The organism is Agromyces marinus, assembly GCF_021442325.1.
Taxonomy (GTDB): Bacteria; Actinomycetota; Actinomycetes; order Actinomycetales; family Microbacteriaceae; genus Agromyces; species Agromyces marinus.
The window spans coordinates 2,916,841-2,934,511 of sequence record NZ_CP087879.1 but is presented as its reverse complement, the minus strand read 5'-3'; the positions used below and the strand labels follow the sequence as shown (position 1 = coordinate 2,934,511).

General features: G+C 71.9%; 19 protein-coding genes. 13 read left to right on the top strand and 6 right to left on the bottom strand.

Annotated features, from left to right (window positions below):
- Nucleotides 1-62 precede the first annotated feature (62 nt).
- The 8 genes from DSM26151_RS13855 (at nt 63) to DSM26151_RS13820 (ending at nt 7,868) form a co-directional block, all read left to right on the top strand.
- Nucleotides 63-242 carry a hypothetical protein gene (locus tag DSM26151_RS13855; protein ID WP_234660104.1) on the top strand — a complete coding sequence of 60 codons (180 nt, stop codon included), beginning with the start codon at nt 63-65 and terminating at the stop codon, nt 240-242.
- Nucleotides 243-351: 109 nt separating this feature from the next.
- The gene (locus DSM26151_RS13850) at nt 352-1,758 is read left to right on the top strand and encodes a threonine/serine exporter family protein (protein ID WP_234660103.1); all 1,407 of its coding nucleotides are present in this window, start codon (nt 352-354) and stop codon (nt 1,756-1,758) included.
- A 3-nt stretch (nt 1,759-1,761) separates the two neighbouring features.
- The gene (pyrE, locus tag DSM26151_RS13845) at nt 1,762-2,337 is read left to right on the top strand and encodes an orotate phosphoribosyltransferase (RefSeq protein ID WP_407651044.1); all 576 of its coding nucleotides are present in this window, start codon (nt 1,762-1,764) and stop codon (nt 2,335-2,337) included.
- Entirely contained in the window at nt 2,334-5,066 is a 2,733-nt protein-coding gene (locus DSM26151_RS13840) for a septum formation family protein (RefSeq protein WP_234660101.1), read from the top strand. Before pyrE ends, DSM26151_RS13840 begins: the two co-directional genes overlap by 4 nt.
- The gene (locus tag DSM26151_RS13835) at nt 5,063-6,004 is read left to right on the top strand and encodes a ribokinase (RefSeq protein ID WP_234660100.1); all 942 of its coding nucleotides are present in this window, start codon (nt 5,063-5,065) and stop codon (nt 6,002-6,004) included. The genes DSM26151_RS13840 and DSM26151_RS13835 overlap by 4 nt, the downstream gene beginning before the upstream one ends.
- Nucleotides 6,001-6,963 carry a nucleoside hydrolase gene (locus DSM26151_RS13830; protein ID WP_234660099.1) on the top strand — a complete coding sequence of 321 codons (963 nt, stop codon included), beginning with the start codon at nt 6,001-6,003 and terminating at the stop codon, nt 6,961-6,963. The genes DSM26151_RS13835 and DSM26151_RS13830 overlap by 4 nt, the downstream gene beginning before the upstream one ends.
- Before the next feature lie 3 nt (nt 6,964-6,966).
- Nucleotides 6,967-7,161, top strand: a complete 195-nt coding sequence (locus DSM26151_RS13825) for a hypothetical protein (RefSeq protein ID WP_234660098.1) — start codon at nt 6,967-6,969, stop codon at nt 7,159-7,161.
- Nucleotides 7,158-7,868, top strand: a complete 711-nt coding sequence (locus DSM26151_RS13820; RefSeq protein ID WP_234660097.1) for an NUDIX hydrolase — start codon at nt 7,158-7,160, stop codon at nt 7,866-7,868. Before DSM26151_RS13825 ends, DSM26151_RS13820 begins: the two co-directional genes overlap by 4 nt.
- A gap of 12 nt (nt 7,869-7,880) precedes the next feature.
- Here DSM26151_RS13820 and DSM26151_RS13815 read toward each other — a convergent pair whose 3' ends face one another.
- Entirely contained in the window at nt 7,881-8,594 is a 714-nt protein-coding gene (locus DSM26151_RS13815; RefSeq protein ID WP_234660096.1) for a cache domain-containing protein, read from the bottom strand.
- A gap of 74 nt (nt 8,595-8,668) precedes the next feature.
- A complete protein-coding gene (locus DSM26151_RS13810; RefSeq protein ID WP_234660095.1) occupies nt 8,669-9,454 on the bottom strand; it encodes a FadR/GntR family transcriptional regulator in 786 nt (261 codons plus the stop codon).
- A gap of 117 nt (nt 9,455-9,571) precedes the next feature.
- Here DSM26151_RS13810 and DSM26151_RS13805 point away from each other — a divergent pair, with 117 nt between their 5' ends.
- The 4 genes from DSM26151_RS13805 (at nt 9,572) to DSM26151_RS13790 (ending at nt 13,611) form a co-directional block, all read left to right on the top strand.
- On the top strand, nt 9,572-10,636 hold the full coding sequence (locus DSM26151_RS13805) for an ABC transporter ATP-binding protein (protein ID WP_234660094.1): 1,065 nt from the start codon (nt 9,572-9,574) through the stop codon (nt 10,634-10,636).
- A 64-nt stretch (nt 10,637-10,700) separates the two neighbouring features.
- Nucleotides 10,701-11,882: an extracellular solute-binding protein gene (locus DSM26151_RS13800; protein ID WP_234660093.1), complete on the top strand. Its 1,182-nt coding sequence runs from the start codon at nt 10,701-10,703 to the stop codon at nt 11,880-11,882.
- A 79-nt stretch (nt 11,883-11,961) separates the two neighbouring features.
- Nucleotides 11,962-12,789 (top strand): ABC transporter permease, encoded by an 828-nt coding sequence (locus DSM26151_RS13795; protein WP_234660092.1) that lies wholly within the window; start codon nt 11,962-11,964, stop codon nt 12,787-12,789.
- 9 nt (nt 12,790-12,798) lie between these two features.
- Complete coding sequence (locus DSM26151_RS13790; protein ID WP_234660091.1) at nt 12,799-13,611, top strand: ABC transporter permease; 813 nt, start codon at nt 12,799-12,801, stop codon at nt 13,609-13,611.
- A gap of 28 nt (nt 13,612-13,639) precedes the next feature.
- Here DSM26151_RS13790 and DSM26151_RS13785 read toward each other — a convergent pair whose 3' ends face one another.
- The 4 genes from DSM26151_RS13785 to DSM26151_RS13770 are packed head-to-tail and all read right to left on the bottom strand — an operon-like array spanning nt 13,640 to nt 16,827.
- Nucleotides 13,640-14,437, bottom strand: coding sequence for an HAD-IIA family hydrolase (locus DSM26151_RS13785; protein ID WP_234660090.1), 798 nt, complete (start codon nt 14,435-14,437; stop codon nt 13,640-13,642).
- A 20-nt stretch (nt 14,438-14,457) separates the two neighbouring features.
- Nucleotides 14,458-14,811: a UBP-type zinc finger domain-containing protein gene (locus tag DSM26151_RS13780; protein ID WP_234660089.1), complete on the bottom strand. Its 354-nt coding sequence runs from the start codon at nt 14,809-14,811 to the stop codon at nt 14,458-14,460.
- Complete coding sequence (locus DSM26151_RS13775) at nt 14,808-15,464, bottom strand: metal-dependent transcriptional regulator (protein ID WP_234660088.1); 657 nt, start codon at nt 15,462-15,464, stop codon at nt 14,808-14,810. The genes DSM26151_RS13780 and DSM26151_RS13775 overlap by 4 nt, the downstream gene beginning before the upstream one ends.
- Before the next feature lie 34 nt (nt 15,465-15,498).
- Nucleotides 15,499-16,827, bottom strand: coding sequence for an Nramp family divalent metal transporter (locus tag DSM26151_RS13770; protein ID WP_234660087.1), 1,329 nt, complete (start codon nt 16,825-16,827; stop codon nt 15,499-15,501).
- 118 nt (nt 16,828-16,945) lie between these two features.
- On the opposite strand from DSM26151_RS13770, the gene DSM26151_RS13765 reads away from it, so the two are divergent.
- Entirely contained in the window at nt 16,946-17,629 is a 684-nt protein-coding gene (locus DSM26151_RS13765) for a TrmH family RNA methyltransferase (RefSeq protein WP_407650999.1), read from the top strand.
- Nucleotides 17,630-17,671 lie beyond the last annotated feature (42 nt).

The window sequence follows — 17,671 nt, the reverse complement described above, 5'->3', positions numbered from 1 at the left end:
TCATGAAGTTTTGTACGATTGTGCTGAACGGTTTCGAGGTGCACAATAGAGGAGTCGGACACGTGCAAGGGCGCACCCCAGTCGCCCGACTCTCCAACGATTCCACGAAGGGAACCGCCGTGTTCACGCTCTACGCCATCCTCTTTGCCGCCTCGATCGCCGGCGTCGTCGGCTCGATCGCGCTCGTCGCGCGCGACGGATACCGTCGCATGCCGCGCGAGACGTTCGCGCGCACCGTCTAGGTCGCGCGCCACGCGGAGCTCGGGGGAGCTCCAGCAGGGCCGTCGTGCGGGGGAGGGACACCCCGCAGGACGGCCCTTCCTCGTTCGCGTCGCATGCGAAGGTGGTCGCATGGCTCACGTCGACGACCAGGCCGTGCTGCGCAGGTTCCTCCTCGGCCTCGCGGAGGGGATGAACGCTGCCGCCGAGTCGGTGGATCGCATCGAGGAGACGATGGAGGCCGTCGCGCGCGCGTACGACCGCGACGACACCGAGTTCATCGTCCTGCCGACCGTGATCATCGTCCAGACCGGTTCGGGCGAGGAGGGCAGGGTCGCCATCCGCACCGTGCGGGCCTCCTTCAGGTTCGACCAGATCGCAGCCCTGTATCGGCTGATCGAGCACGCCCGTCGCGGCGAGGTCGATCCCGCCGACGGCATCCGACGCCTCAACGCGATCGGCGGGATGCGCCCCAGGCACGGATGGCTCGTCCGGACCTTCGGCCATGCCGTGCTCACGACCGGGCTCGCACTCCTGCTCGCGCCGACCGCGGAGGGGGCGGCCCTCGCCTTCGTCCTCGGCGCGCTGATCGGCCTCGCCAAGCTCGTCCGCTCGCCCACCCTGCAGCTGGTCTTCCCGGTGTTCGCGGCGTTCGCGAGCGCCCTCGCGGTGTTCCTCATCGCCCCCTACGTCGACATCGGCGACCCGGTCCGCCTGCTCATCGCCCCGCTCGCGACGTTCCTGCCCGGAGGTGCGCTCACCACCGGGACCATGGAGCTCGCCGCAGGTCAGATGCTCGCGGGCGCGTCGCGCCTCGTGCTCGGGCTCGTGCAGCTCGGCATGCTCGCGTTCGGGATCCTCGCCGCCGGGACGATCGTCGGCGTCGCCGACTCGGACTACCGGGCGCTGGACCAGGCCGCGGGGCTCCCGATCTGGATCGCTCCGCTCGGGGTGGTCCTGTTCGCCGTCGGCAACTACCTGCACTTCTCCGCGCCGCCCGCGACGTTCGGCTGGGTCCTGCTCGCGATCGCCACCGCTTACGCCGGCCAGGCCGCGGGCGCGGTGTTCGTCGGCGCGACCGTGAGCGGGTTCATCGGAGCGCTGGCGATGACCCCGGTGGTGCTCTGGATCGCGAGCCTGCGCAACGGCGCGCCGTCGCAGCTGACCTTCCTCCCGGCGTTCTGGCTGCTGGTGCCGGGAGCGGCCGGCCTCGTGGGCATCACCGAGGCGGTCGGCGCGCAGTCGGGCCTCGAGGACTTCGCGACCTCGCTCACCGCGGTCATGTCCATCGCGCTCGGCGTGCTCATCGGCACCGCGCTGTACCGCGTCGTCCACCACGGCGCCGCGGAGATCGCCCAGTTCCACATCGAGATGCCCGCTGCGCTCACCGGCGGCGACGATCCGCCGCTGTGGGCGCGGCTCGTGCCGGGCACCCCGCGCTCGTTCTGGGGCGGTCGGCGCAGCCGTGAAGCCGACCGACCGGTCGATCGACGGGCCGGCGGAGGATCCGGACCTTCCTCTCAGGCGACGGAGACTTAGAGTATTCGGGTGACTTCCCGCAACGCCCAGACCGCCGACGACCGTCGCCAGCTCATCGAGTACATCTCGAGCGACGCGGTGTTCCACGGCGACTTCACGCTGACCAGCGGCAAGCAGGCCTCCTACTACGTCGACCTCCGCAGGGTGAGCCTCGACCACCGGGTCGCCCCGCTCATCGGCCGGGTGATGCTCGACCTCATCGCGGATGTGCCCGATGTGGCCGCCGTCGGCGGCATGACCATGGGCGCCGACCCGATCGCGACCGCGGTCCTGCACCAGGGCGCTGCGCGCGGAGCCTCGTACGACGCCTTCGTGGTGCGCAAGGAGCCGAAGGACCACGGTCGCGGCAAGCAGGTCGAAGGGCCGGATGTCGCGGGCCGTCGCGTCATCGTCCTGGAGGACACCTCGACCACGGGCGGTTCGCCCCTCAAGGCCATCGAGGCGCTCCGTGCCGCGGGTGCGGAGGTCGCCGCGGTCGCGGTCGTCGTCGACCGCGACACGGGCGCGCGCGAGGTCATCGAAGCCGCCGGCGTGCCGTACCTCGCGGCCATCGGATTGAAGGACCTGGGACTGGAATGAGTGCACGCGACGGCGGCTTCGGCTCGGGCGGATTCGACGACGACACCGACTGGCTGATGAGCCAGCTCGGCAGCGGGCGGCGCCCCGACCTCGAGGGTCGCGACCGCACGGAGCCTCCCGTCGCGCAGCCGCCCGTCGCGCCGCCGGCGCCGATCGTGCCGCCGCCGGTCGGCGACGCCGCGTCCGAGCAGCCCATGCAGCGCCCGCGCCGTCGCTCCGAGGAATCCCTCGACTGGTTCTCCGTCGCCGAGCCCCAGCAGCTCGACGAGTCGCCGACGCGCGCGCTGCCGATCGTCGGCGAGCCCATCGCGCCGTCGCAGGCGATCCCCTCGGCGCCGCCGGCGGCACCGCTCCCGCCGGTCGGGCAGCCGACCTGGAACCAGCCGGACTGGAACCGCCCCGCGTGGGAGGGCGTGCCCGGTCCCGAGTCGGGCACGGTTCCCGCGCCGCCCGGCGTCGATCCGCGCCTGACCGCGGCCCTGCCCCCGGCCGGTTCGCCGCCCGGCCCGGCGACGCCGCCCTCGAGCATGGCGCTGACCTGGGGCGAGTCCCACGAGGGTCCGACCTCCCAGCCGCTCGACACCGAGGCGGGCCTCCGGGCCGCGTTCCGGCGACTGTCGGAGCCCGACGCCATGGCAGCGCCGCCCCGTCGGATCGACGAGCCCTCGGCCGTCGCGCCCGCCGAGCACGCCGGCGACGAGCAGGCCGGCGCCGAGCCGACGTCCCCGTTCGCCGGGTACGCGCCGCCGCCGGTCGCGCGGAGTTCGTTCACGCCCGTGCAGGCCGCCGGGGCGAGCAGCGCCGACGCCGACTACGTCGAGGAGCTGTGGTCCGCGTTGCACGAGGACGCCGCCCCCCAGGGCCAGGGAGGGGTCGAGGAGTACGGGGCGACCGAGTCCTACGCCGAGCCCGCCGGCTACGCCGAGCCAGCCGGCTACACCGAACAGCCGTACGTCGAGCAGGGGTATGCCGAGCCCTCGGGGTACGCCGAGCAGCCGTACGCCGAGCAGCCGTACGCCGAGCAGCCGTACGTCGAGCAGCCATACGCCGAGCAGCCGTACGCCGAGCAGGACTACGCGGCCGCCGCGCACCACGACCAGTACGCGGAGGCCCACCCGGGCGTCCGGCACGAAGAGTACGCGGCATCCGCTCGGCCCGAGTTCGTCGCGTCGCACGGCGACCATGAGGGCTACGTCGCTCCCCACGGCTACGCCGGGTACGGCGCCGAGTTCGAGACCGCAGCCGGGCACGACGGCTACGGGGACGGGCAACTCGACGACCCGCGTCGCCGCTTCGACCGTTCCTTCGACGACGCTCCGGGCGCGGGCGACGAGGGCGGATTCGGTCCGGAGGCATACGCCGACACCGAACCCTTCGACGACGCATTCGGAACGGCCGAGGCCCCCGCCGCGTACGACGGGTCGCTCGACCCGCGCGAGCTCTGGCGCGACGACGTTCCCGCGGGCGGATCCGATGACCCGGCCGACCAGGCCTGGTCCGACGGCTCCGACGACTGGCGGGACGCCCTCGAAGACCCGGAGTCCCCCGGCCAGGATCACGTCCAGTGGTACGCCGACGCCCTGGTCGACGACGACCGGGGCCGAGCGGATGCCGGGGACGACGAGCCGGAGTCGCCGCGCGCCCGCGAGTTCGCCGAGGCGGGGTTCCTCTGGAACCTGACCCCCGACCCCGAGGGCCGGGACCCGCGGATCGGCGACGACGCGACCGACGCCCCCCTCGGCGGGGCTCGCGGCGACGCATCCCCGACGCCCGCGGGCGGCGCGGCCGACGCCGGCCCCTTCGCGTACGACGAGTTCGAGGTCGAGCCGGCCGACCGGTTCGCCGCCGATCCGCCGATCGCCGACCGCGTCGCCGAGCCCGGAGGCCGCGACGGGGCCGATGCGTCGCGCGGCGACGACGGCCTCTCCGCCCTCTTCGGAGGCGCCGGGTTCGGTGTCACCGGTCCGATGGCGGTCGTCGCGCAGGGCGCGACCCCGTCAGCCGAGGCTCGCACCGGGCAGGCGCCGCCGGTGCGGCCCGATTCCGACGACCCCTTCGCCGTGTTCGGTGCCGACGCGCACGCCGCGCGACCGGCGACGACCGACCGTGAACCGCGGGCGCCGCGGGCGCCGCGGGCACCGCGAGCGTCGGCGCCCAGCACTGGCGATCGTGCGGGCGGCGGAGCGGTCAAGGTCCTCGCGTGGGTCGCCGGCGGCGTCGCGGCGGTGCTGCTGGTCGTGGCCGCGGTGGCCTTCGGGACGCGATTCCTCGCACCGGCCGAACCCGTTGCGGCCCCGGCCGAGGTCGCAGCACCGGCACCGGCACCGACGGCACCCCAGCCCGCGGGCGTCCACGCCTGGGACACCCTCTACGGCAGCGAGTGCATCCAGCCGTTCGAGTCCGCGTGGGCCGAGGAGTTCACGGTCGTCGACTGCGCGCAGCCGCACGAGGCGCAACTCGTCCACCGGGGCGCGCTCGCCGGAGACGAGACGGCCGAGTTCCCGGGCGAGGAGGCGGTCGCCGGGCTCGCGACGCAGGCGTGCGCGGCCGAGGGCCTGATCGATCCCGCGGCCGTCGGCGACGTGACGGACCTGCAGATGAGCGCCGCCTATCCGGTGACCTCCGAGCAGTGGGATGCCGGCGTGCGCGACGTCTACTGCTTCGTGGACCGGTCGAGCGGGGAAGCCCTCGCCGTGAGCGTCGCGGGCGCGGGGCCGGCCGCCGGGTGAGCGGGGTCGTCGTGTTCGGGTCGGTGAACCTCGACCTGACGAGCTACGTCGCGGCGTTCCCGGAGCCGGGCGAGACGATCCACTCCGTCGGGTACCGGGTCGCGCTCGGCGGCAAGGGTGCGAACCAGGCGATCGCAGCGCGCCTCGCGGGCGCAGGCGTCGACCTCGTCGCGCGGGTCGGCGACGACCCGGCGGCCGAGCTGGTGCGTTCGGACATCGCGCGCTTCGGACTCGCTGCGGACGCCGTCGCGACCGTGCCGAGCCGGTCGACGGGTGTGGCCCAGATCACCGTCGCCGACTCGGGTGAGAACACCATCGTCGTGTCCTCGGGCGCGAACGCGGCGATGGACGCGGACGCCGTCGAGGCCGAGTCCGCCCGCGTCGCGGAAGCGGACGTCGTGCTCACGCAGGGCGAGCTTCCGGTGCCGACCATCGAGGCCGTCGCGCGCGTGTGCGCGCGCACCGGGACCCGGTTCATCGTCAACCTCGCTCCGCCGGTCGCGGTCGCGCCCGCGAGCGTAGCGATCGCCGACCCGCTCGTGGTCAACGAGCACGAGGCTCGTGCCCTCGGCATCGGCGCCGAACTGGTCGACGACGTCGCGGCCGAGCGCTGGCGGGATGCCGCGGCATCCGCCGTCGGCCGGATCGCGCGCTCGATCGTCGTGACGCTCGGCGGGCGCGGCGCGGTCGCCGCGGACGCGGCGGGTGCGTGGGTCGTCGCCGCGCCGCGCGTCGCGGTCGTCGACACGACCGGGGCGGGGGATGCCGCGACCGGCGCGCTCGCCGCGATGCTCGCCGAGGGGCGAGCGCTTCCCGAGGCCGTCCGCATCGCGGTCGCGGCCGGGGCGCTGGCGGTGCAGTCCCGCGGCACCGTCGATTCGTACGCGGGCCGCGACGACGTGCTGGCACTCGCCGCGGCTTCGGAGGAGCCTCGATGAGCGTTCCGGTGATCCTGGACTGCGATCCCGGCCATGACGACGTCTTCGCGCTGTGGCTGGCCGCAGGCCACCCGGCGATCGACCTGCTCGCGGTCACGACCGTCGGCGGCAACGTCCCGATCGAGCACACGAGCCGGAACGCGCGAGTGGCACTCTCCGTCGCGGGCGTGGTCGGGGTTCCGGTCGCGGCGGGCGCAGCCGGGCCGCTCGTGCGCGAACTCCAGACCGCGGAGTGGATCCACGGCGAGAACGGCCTCGGCGGGCCCGAGCTGCCGGACCCGGACCGGCCCGACCCCGTCACCGGCCGCACCCCGGTCCCGCTCGACCCGCGGCGCGCGACCGACCTCATGGCGGACACGCTCGTCGCGGCATCCGCCTCCGTCGCGATCGTCGCGACCGGCCCGCTCACGAACGTCGCCCTCCTGCTGCGCGAACGGCCCGACCTCGTGCCGCGCATCCGCGAGGTCGTGTGGATGGGCGGCTCGACCGACCGGGGCAATGCGACGCCCTACGCGGAGTTCAACGCCCTGGTCGACCCCGAGGCGCTCGACGCCGTGCTCGGCAGCGGCATCCGGTTCACCATGGTCGGGCTGAACGTCACGCATCGGGCGCTCGTCACGCCCGCGGTGCGGGCTCGGCTCGCCGCGCTCGGGACGCGCACCGCGGCGTTCGGCGACGAACTGCTCGAGTTCTTCTGCCGCACCAACGACGAGGTGTTCGGCATGCCCGACGGCCCGCTGCACGACCCGGTCGCGGTCGCGGTGCTCGCGGATCCGGGCGCGCTCGAGGTCGTGCGGACTCGGCTCGACGTGGAGCTCGCGGGCACCGAGACCGTCGGGGCAACGAGCGTCGACCTCGACGGGATGCTGAGCCGGGAACCCAACGCGTTCGTCGCCGTCGGGCTCGACGTCGACCGGTTCTGGGCCGGTGTCGCCGAGGCGATCGAGAGGCTGGCCTGACGCATGGACTGGACGTTCTGGGTCGGGGGTGCCGTCATCCTCATCCTCGTGATCGCATCGCAGGTCTTCCTGCACGAGAGCCGGTGGTCGCGCCGGCGACGGGGCAAGTGGGTGGGGGAGCCCGGCGAGGAGCGACGCACGGACGACCGGGGTCATGACGGGCCGGACCGGGACCGTCGGGATACGCTCGACGGATGACGCCACGCGAGGTCGCACGCGGCTCGGCCCGGGCGCAGCTCGAGGCGCTCCTCGGAGACGACGCGCTCCGCGACGTGTGGCGTTCGGCTCGACCCCCGCTCGAACTCGACGCGCCCCGGCAGGCGGCCGTGCTCATCCTGTTCGGCGTCCTTGACGACCTGCCGAGCGATCATCGGGCGCAGGCGAGCGTCGTCTCGAGCGACCTCGACGTGCTGCTGCTCGCGCGAGCCGACACGCTCAGCTCGCACGCCGGTCAGATCGCGTTCCCCGGCGGCCGGCTCGATCCCGACGACGTCGATGCCGTGGCCGCTGCGCTCCGCGAGGCACGCGAGGAGACGGGCCTCGACCCGGACGGTGTCGAGGTTCTGGGCGAGCTCGAGCCCGTTCCGCTCGCGTACTCGCAGCACCTCGTGACGCCCGTCCTCGGGTGGTGGCGATCGCCGAGCCCCGTGCGTGCGGTCGACGCGGCCGAGTCGTCGGCGGTCTTCCGTACCCCCGTCGCCGACCTGCTCGACCCCGCGAACCGCCGCACCACCGTGCTGCGTCGCGACGGGGAGGAGTGGCGCGGCCCCGGGTTCGTCGTCGCGTCGGCAGGTGCGGACCGGCTCGTCTGGGGTTTCACCGCGCTCGTCCTGGACGCCCTGTTCGACGCCCTCGGCTGGACCGAGGCCTGGGACGGGTCTCGCGAGATCGAGCTCGCGCCGTAGCGGGAGGGGTGCTCAGGCGAGGGCGACGACTCGGAAGTCGAGCCCGGCGCACGCGCGCTCGTCCCGGAGGTCGATGCGTTCGGGCCGCAGGACGTCGCCGGCGACGTACCTGGCGTCGGTCGAGACGAGCACCCGGTTCACCCCGTTGACGAGCAGCAACGGTTCGCCGAGCTCGCGGAGCGGCGGCGTCAGCCGCCGCTCGATCGTGTCGATCATGACGTCGAGCCCGGCGACGCCGAGGAACCGGTCGGCGTCCGTCACCGGAACCGCGGCGGTCAGGGTGTACTCGTCGCTGCACAGGTAGTCGACGTAGGGCCCGGCGACGTGGGACCTGCCCGTCAGCATGGGGATCCGGAACCAGTCGAGCTCCCGATAGTCGATACCGCTCTTGACGGACCGGGGCGCGAACACGAGCTTGCGCCGGTCGGCTCCCTGCCACCAGGCCAGGTGGGCGGGGGAGTCGAGCAGGAGGTCCGCCGACGCGATGAAGCCGGCGCCGTAGACCGGCTCCGTCGGATGGTCGAGGATCGCGGTCGCATGCGGTTCGACCAGGCTGTCGAGGTGGGACGCGGTGAGGCCGTCGGGCTCGAAGCCGCCGATCTCCTCGGCCAGCTGCGACGCGTGGGCCTCGAGCACCGGCAGCAGGGCGTCGAAGTACCCCGTGACGATGTCCGCGGCGAGGGTGGACGCGTTCGCGCGGGCGATGGTCTGCGTCGTCGCGGCCATGATGCCTCCAGGGGTCTGAGCCGCGTCGCCGCGGCGGTGCTGTGCTTCGGCATCGTACACAGCGATCGGCCCCGTCAGGAACCGTGCAGGCTCAGGCGAAGTCCGTCGATCGCGTTGATCGCCTCCGAGACGAGCGACTCGACCGTTGCGCCGGCGGCATCCTCGTCGCCCGCCTCGACCGCGTCCAGCAGGCGGTCGAGCTGCTTCCACTGACGGTGTCGGACGGCGGGGTCGACGTCGATCAGCAGGAGCAGGGGCGAGAGTTCGGCCTGGAGGCGCATCTGGTCGCGTGTCAGGCGCGCCGATTGGCTCAGCGCGACGAGTTCGAGGTGCAGGTCGTCCATCGCCTGACGCCACGCTCCCGATTCGTGCGGGGCGCCCGACGACGTTCCGGACGGTTCGATCCGGGACAGCCGAGCGCGGATCGCGGCGACCTCGCTCGGGGCGGCACGTCGGGCCGCGAGTCGGGCCCCCGCACTGGTCAGGGCCGCATAGTGCACGCCGAGGTCGCGGATGGCGAGGCTCGACGAGCGGACGAGCGTCTCCCTCGCGAAGGCGAGCGGATCGGCCTCGTCCGAGACGAAGCTGCCGCCGTTGCGGCCGCGGCGGGTGATGACGAGTCCGCGGGAGCGGAGTGCCATCAGCGCCTCGCGGACGGTCACGGGCGCCACGCCCATGGTGCGTGCGAGTTCGGCCTCCGACGGGAGGCGGTCTCCCGCGCGCAGGTGGCCGCCGGTGATGGCGTCGGCGAGGCGCTTCTCGACCAGCTCCGCGCGCCCGGCGTCGCCGATCGGCATGAACATCGCGCCGTGCATGCGGTGGGGTCGGCTCCCACCTGTCGGCGCGTGCTCGCTCGTCACCACCACATCCTCTCATCGAGTCCGCGACCCATCGGGTTCTGATGCGGGACTTGAACTATAACCTCTGCGTTTATATGTTTTAATTCTCGAACACAACGTCGTACCCGAGGAGATCGCATGGCCCCCACCGCTGTCACCGACGCCGAAGACCCCGTCTCGGTCGCAGGCGGAGTCTCGCTGAGCGGCGTCGGCAAGTCCTTCGGCGACATGGTCGCCGTGCGCGACCTCGACCTCGAGGTGCGCCAGGGCGAGTTCCTGTCGATGCTCGGCCCGTCCGGATCCGGCAAGACGACCGTCCTCCGGATGATCGCCGGGTTCGAGGACGTCACGCACGGAACGATCCGGATCGGCGAGACCGACGTCACCCGGATCCCGCCGCACCGTCGACCGGTCAACACGGTGTTCCAGGACTACGCGCTGTTCCCGCACCTGACGATCGCGGAGAACGTCGCCTACGGCCTGCGAGTGCGGGGAGGGTCGAAGGCCGAGCGCGAGGACGCGGTCTCGGCGGCCCTCGCCCAGGTCCGCCTGACCCACGTCGCCTCCCGGCTGCCGCACCAACTGTCGGGCGGCCAGCGTCAGCGGATCGCGTTGGCCCGGGCGCTCATCCTCCGCCCGCGCGTCCTGCTGCTCGATGAGCCGCTCGGCGCACTCGACAAGCAGTTGCGCGAGGAGATGCAGATCGAGCTCAAGGCCATCCAGCGCGAAGTCGGCATCACCTTCATCTTCGTCACGCACGACCAGGAGGAGGCGCTGACCCTCAGCGATCGGGTCGCGGTGTTCAACGAGGGCCGCATCGAGCAGATCGGTTCGGCACGCGAGGTCTACGAGTTCCCGGAGACGGAATTCGTGGCGCGCTTCCTCGGCATGTCGAACATCATCCCGGCCGAGGTCGCGAACCGGCTCACCGGCCTGGACCGGATCATCAGCATCCGCCCGGAGCGCGTGCGCCTCCTCGCCCCAGACGCGGCCGTGCACGACCAGGGCGTCGTGCTCGACGGCACGATCGCAGCACGCGTGTACACCGGGCCGACCACTCGGACCCTCGTCGACACCGTGGACGGCGTGCGGCTGATCGCCGAGACCCAGAACAGCCACCATCCCTCGGCCGAACTCGGCTTCGAACCGGGCGAACGCGTCCGCGTCGCCTGGACCGCCGACCACGCCGCAGCCCTGCCGTAGGACTCGAGTGCCGCACCCCGCACCTCGCACCCCCCCCCGCACAACCAAGAACAAGGAGCGAATCATGAGAAGCAGACTCACCGTCGGCGCCGCCGCCGTCAGCGTCGCCGTACTCGCACTCACCGGCTGCGCAGCAGCGGGCGACGAGGGCAGCGCGAGCGGCGAACTCGTCATCGACGTCCCCGACGTCCCGATGCACGAGGAACTCGGCGACTACGAGGGCTCGGTCGACATCGTCGCCTGGAGCGGCTTCGTCGAGCCCGCCTGGTCCGACGCCTTCACCGAGGACACCGGCTGCGTCGTGAACCGGCGCGTGGCGGGCACCAGCGACGAGATGGTCCAGCTGATGCGCACGGGCGACTACGACCTGGTCTCGGCATCCGGCGACGCCAGCCTCCGCCTCATCGCGGGCGGCGATGTCGCCCCGCTGAACCTCGACCTCATCCCGAACTTCGGCGACGACATCGTCGAGGGCATGAAGGGACAGCTGTACGACACCATCAACGGCAAGTCGTACGGCGTGCCGATCGGGCGCGGCGCCAACATCCTCCAGTACAACAGCGAGGTCGTCACCGAGGAGCCCACGAGCTGGTCGGTCGCCTGGGAGGCCGACAGCCCCTACGCGGGCGAGGTCATCGCCTACGACGCGCCGATCTACATCGCCGACGCGGCCGTGTACCTCATGGCGCACGAGCCCGAGCTCGGCATCGAGAACCCGTACGCGCTCGACCAGGAGCAGCTGGACGCCGCGATCGAACTCCTCAAGCAGCAGAACGGCATCGTCTCCGAGTACTGGGCCGACCCCGCGGCCCAGATCACCTCGTTCGTCGGAGGGAACACCGTGCTCGGCACGTCGTGGGAGGTGCTCCGGAAGCTCACCGAGGACGACGCGTTCAAGAGCGTCCTGCCGGAAGAGGGCTCGACCGGATGGTCGGACGCCTGGATGCTCTCCGCCGAGTCGGACAGCCCGAACTGCGCCTACGCGTGGATGGACTACACGAGTTCCCCCGAGGTCAACGGCGCGATCGCGATGAACTTCGGGATGGCCCCGGCGAACGCCGCGTTCTGCGAGCTCGACGATGCGGCGCAGGCGCACTGCGACTACTACAACGCCACCGACGAGGAGTACTTCTCGAAGGTCTGGTTCTGGACCACGCCGATCGAGCAGTGCATCGACGGCCGCACCGACGTCCGGTGCACCAACTTCCAGGAATGGACCGACGCCTGGCTGCAGGTCAAGGGCTGATCCCGCAGAGGCGGGCGGTGCTGCACGGCGCCGCCCGCCGACGCCGGGACCGACCGGCTCCCCACCCGAAGGACTCCACATGAATCGTCGCGGACACGTCGCAGCGCTGCTCGCCCTGCCGATGCTCTGGCTCGTGGGCATCTACATCTTCTCGCTCGTGATGCTCCTCATCACGGCCTTCTGGACGACCGACCCGTTCACGTCGAAGGTCGAACCCGGGTTCACGCTGCGCAACTTCGAACAGATCCTCACGAACCCGGCCTACCTGTCCACCGCGGTGCGAACGCTGCTCATCGCACTGGCCGTGACGGTGCTCAGCATCCTCATCTCGATCCCGCTCGGGATCTTCATGGCCAAGATCGCGCGGCCGTGGCTGCGGGCCGTGCTCGCCGTCGCCATCACGCTGCCCCTCTGGGCCGGCTACCTCGTGAAGATCCTCGCGATGCGGGTCACGTTCACCGACAACGGCTTCTTCAACTGGGCGATGGAGCCGTTCGGGGTGACCGGGCCCGGGTTCAGCCAGACCACGGTCGTGCTGACCCTCACCTACCTGTGGCTGCCGTACATGGCGGTGCCCGTGTACGCTGCGATCCGCCAGCTCCCGCCGAACCTGTTCGACGCCGCCGCCGACCTCGGGTCGGGCGCCGGCCGCACCATCCGGACGGTCGTCCTGCCGCTCATCAAGCCGGCCATCATCGCGGGTTCGGTCTTCACCTTCTCGCTGAGCCTGGGCGACTACATCGCCGCGAAGTTCGTGGGCGGCTCGACCCAGATGATCGGCAGCATCATCGCATCCAACATCAACCTGAACCCGCCGATCGCCGCCGCCTTCTCGGTCGTGCCGATCGCGTTCGTCGTCATCTACCTGCTCAGCGTGCAGCGCACCGGCGCGCTCGAGCGGATGTAGGAGGTCATCGTGCTCAGACTCACCCGCGGTGCGAAGGTCGGCCTCGGCGTCATCGTCGTCGCCGTGCTGATCTTCATGTACGTGCCGCTCCTGCTCGTGATGCTCAACTCGTTCAACGAGGCCCGCATCGCCAGCTGGCCCATCCGGGGCTTCTCACTCGAGTGGTGGGGCAAGGCGCTCGTCAGCGAGCCCATTCGCGCGGCACTGCTGAACTCGGTGCTGGTCGGCCTCGGAGCGACCGTGATCGCGCTCCTGCTGGGCACCCTCGTGGCCTTCGCGCTGCAGCGGTACTCGTTCTTCGGGAAGCAGAGCGTCAACCTCCTGGTCGTGCTCCCCATCGCACTGCCAGGAGTGGTGACCGGTGTCGCGCTCAACAACACCTACAACCAGCTCCTCGAGCCGGTCGGCATCCACGTCGGCTATGCGGGGATGATCATCGCGCACGCGACCTTCTGCATCGTCATGGTGTTCAACAACGTGCTGGCGCGCCTGCGGCGCATGAGCCCCAACATCGAGGAGGCCTCGCGCGATCTCGGGGCGACTCCGTGGCAGACCTTCCGGCTCATCACGTTCCCGCAGTTCCGGTCGGCGTTCATCGCCGGCGGCATCCTCGCCTTCGCCCTCTCCTTCGACGAGCTCGTCGTGACCATCTTCACGGCTCCGCCCGGCGTGGACACGCTGCCGCTGTGGATGATGAACCAGATGGCACGCCCGAACGAGGCCAGCATGGTCAACGTCGTGGCGACCGTGGTGATCCTCTTCTCGCTGCTGCCGGTGTGGGCGTCGCAGCGGCTGTCACGCGAGGTCGGCGACCGCGACTGATCGCCCCGTCGCCGGGGACGGCCCCCGATCAGAGCTCGGTCTCGAGGGGGCCGTTCGCGACGAGTTCGGACACGCCGTCGAGGATCTCGTCCGGCCGGAACGGGTACTTCTCGATCTCGGCTGCGTCGCTGATGCCGGTGAGCACGAGCACGGTGTGCAGGCCCGCCTCGATGCCGGCGACGATGTCGGTGTCCATCCGGTCGCCGATCATCGCGGTGTGCTCGGAATGCGCACCGATCTTGTTCAGCGCGGACCGGAACATCATCGGGTTGGGCTTGCCGACGACGTAGGGCTCCCTGCCGGTCGCCTTCGTGATGAGCGCGGCGATCGCCCCGGTCGCGGGCAGCGGCCCCTCCGCCGACGGCCCGGTGGCATCGGGGTTGGTGACGATGAAGCGCGCGCCCGAGCCGATCAGGCGGATCGCCTTCGTGATCGCCTCGAACGAGTAGTTGCGCGTCTCGCCGACGACGACGAAGTCCGGGTCGGTCTCGGTCATCACGAAGCCCGCGTCGTGCAGTGCGGTGAGGATGCCAGCCTCGCCGATCACGAAGGCCGATCCGCCCGGAAGCTGCTGCTGGAGGAAGTCCGCGGTCGCGAGCGCCGAGGTCCAGATGCGTTCCTCGGGCACGTTCAACCCGGAAGCCCGCAGCCGGGCGGACAGGTCGCGTGCGGTGAAGATCGAGTTGTTCGTGAGCACGAGGTAGGGCGTGCCCTGGTCCTCCCACTGCTGCAGGAGCTCGGCCGCGCCGGGCAGCGGATGGTTCTCGTGCACCAGCACGCCGTCCATGTCGGTCAGCCAGGCCTCGACCTCATCGCGCTTCGCCATGCAGCCAGCCTATGGCGGGCTCACGGCTCGTTGAGCAGGTCCCGCCAGTTCTCGGGCACGCGGCCCTCGGGGCCGGGTGAGGCCTGGTCCTCGGGTCGCCACCGTGGCGGCTCGAGCGGACCGCGCTTCGCGCTGTGCCCCTCCGCGTAGTCCCACCACCATTCCTCGCCGGGTTCGAATGACGCCGCGACGGCGTGGCCCGTCTCGCGCGCGTGGCGACTCGCGTGCTGTGCCGGGGACGAGTCGCAGCATCCGACCATGCCGCAGGTCACGCACCGGCGCAGGTGCCACCACCAGCCGTCGTGCGCGATGCACTCCAGGCACCCGGTGCCGGACGGCGCCGGGGCGGGTACGGGTGCGTTCGTCGAGGTCATGCGCTCACCCAGATCCCGGATGCCGCGTCGCGGGTGATCGCGCGGGCGGACCCGGCGACCGTGACGCGGATGGAGCTGCCCGCGGCATCCGTCACCCGCACTTCGCTCCCGGGGCCGACGCCGGCGGCGTCGAGGTCGCGCAGGACGGCGGGATCGCGGTCGCTGATGCGGATGACCCGGCCCGCGTGCCCCGCGGACGCCTCGTCGAGGCGGACGGCCGGTTCGGTCGCGATGCTGCCGTCGGCGCGCGGGATGGCGTCGCCGTGCGGATCGCGGTCGGGCCGGCCGAGCCGGTGGTCGATCGCCTCGAGGAGCCGGTCGGACAGGGCGTGTTCGAGGATCTCGGCCTCGTCGTGCACCTCGTCCCAGGCGTAGCCCATCTCGCGCACGAGCCACGTCTCGATGAGCCGGTGCCGGCGCACCACGGCCAGGGCGCGGGACCGACCGTCGTCGGTGAGGCGCACCGCACCGTAGGGCACGTGCTGAACGAGCCCCTGCGCGGCCATCTTCTTGACCATCTCGGTGACCGAGGACGGCGCGACGCCGAGCGCGGCGGCGAGTGCGGAGGGCGTGATCGCCTCCGGTTGCCACTCGGTGTGGGCGTACACCGTCTTGAGGTAGTCCTCGACGGCGGGACTGTGTGCGGCGGGCATCGGCCTCAGGATACCGCCGGGAGCCCGTCGCGTGTCAGGCGCCCGTGAAGACGAGCCAGAGCAGTACGGTGTTCAGCGTGATGAGGAAGATCGACGCGCCGATGCCCGCGAGCGTGGTCGCCCAGTGGTTGCGCCATCGCCCCAGCACTCCGGCGCGCGCGGTGAGTGCGACGAGCGGCACGAGCGCGAACGGGATGCCGAACGAGAGCACGACCTGGCTGAGCACGAGCGAGAGCGTCGGATCGAATCCGAGGGCGAGGATCGCGAGGGCCGGGACGAGGGTGATGATCCGGCGCGTGACGATCGGGATGCGCACGTGCAGCAGCCCGTGCATGATCTCGGCGCCCGCGTAGGCGCCGACCGAGGTTGAGGCGAGGCCCGAGGCGAGCAGCCCCACGGCGAAGAGCGTGGCGATGACGGGCCCGAGGGCCGAGTCGAGCGCGGCGTACGCGCCCTCGAGACTGTCGGTGCCGTCGACGCCGGCGAGGTTCACCGCGGCCAGCAGGAGGATGCAGAGGTTCACGGTGCCGGCGATGGCCATCGCGATGGTGACGTCCCATCGGGTCGCCCGGACGAGCCGGTCGGTGGGGAGGTCGGTCGCGGTGCCGGGCTCGAGGGCGACCCGGACGCGCTCGTGCCGGCCGGGCCCGCGCCCGGCGACGAAGCGGTCGCGGCTGAGCGCGGAGTGCGCGTAGATGGCGTGCGGCATGATCGTGGCTCCGAGGATGGATGCCGCGAGCAGGACCGAGTTGGCGTCCTCGAAGCGGGGGACGAGTCCGGCGGCGAACCCGCCGGGGTCGGGTGGGGCGATGAAGACGCCGACGGAGAATCCGACGGCGATGATCACGAGCAGGCCCATGATGACGAACTCGAAGGTGCGCGGGCCGCGCCTGCTCTGCAGGACGAGGAGGCCGAGCGAGACGGTTCCCGTGATGAGGCCGCCCCAGAGCAGGGGGATGCCGAAGAGCAGGTTCAGGGCGACGGCGCCGCCGATGACCTCCGCGAGGTCGGTGGCCATCGCGACGAGTTCGGCCTGCAGCCAGTAGGCTCGGCGCCCCCACCGGTTGCGGATGCGCCGCCCGAGCACCTCGGGGAGGCTCTCGCCGGTGACGATGCCGAGTTTCGCCGACAGGTACTGGATGAGCCAGGCCATGACGTTGCCGATGACGACGACCCAGACGAGGAGGTAGCCGTACAGCGCCCCGGCGGTCATGTTGCTGGCGACGTTGCCGGGATCGAGGTAGGCGACGCCGGCCACGAGGGCGGGGCCGATCAGCCAGGCGAGGCGGGCGACCGATGCCGGGCGCGCGTCGGCGGGGCGGTCGTCGGTGCGGGTCTCGGCGTCGACTGGGCTTTTCGGCATGCCGAAATCGTACAGAGTTTTCGGGCCACCGAAAACCCGCCCGGTCGCATCGCGGATCAGGCGTTCGCACGGCGCCCCCGAACGAGCCTCCCGGGCTCGGCCGGGTAGCGTGGCCTGCGTGACCGACGACCGAGCGGATGCCGCGCCCGACGCGCCGCGCCCCGGGCACGAGTCGCACGACGAGCCGCACCTGCCCGAGCACGGCGTCGGACCCTGGCCCGGCGGTCGCGCGGCCTGGCCCGACGACCCGCGCCTGGACCCGGACCTGCTCGCGCACGGCGACCGCCGCAACGTCGTCGACCGGTACCGCTACTGGCGCCTCGAGGCGATCGTCGCGGACCTCGACGAGCGGCGGCACCCGTTCCACGTCGCGATCGAGAACTGGCAGCACGACCTGAACATCGGCTCCATCGTCCGGACCGCGAACGCGTTCGCCGCGCAGACCGTCCACATCGTCGGCCGCCGCAGGTGGAACAAGCGCGGCGCGATGGTCACGGACCGGTACCAGCACCTCATGCACCATCCCGACGTCGCGGACTTCGTCGGCTGGGCGCGCGCCGAGGGGCTGCCCGTGATCGCCGTGGACAACGTCGAGGGGTCCGAGCCGGTCGACCTCGCCGCGCTGCCCGAACGCTGCGTGCTGCTCTTCGGCCAGGAGGGCCCGGGCCTCAGCCCCGAGGCGCTCGAGGCGGCCGACCGTGTCGTCGAGATCACGCAGTACGGATCGACGCGTTCGATCAATGCGGCCGCGGCCGCCGCGATCGTCATGCAGGAGTGGGCCCGACGGCACGCCCGCGGGTGAGCGCGGGGCCATCCGTTGTCCAGCCGGACACCAGGCCGTAGC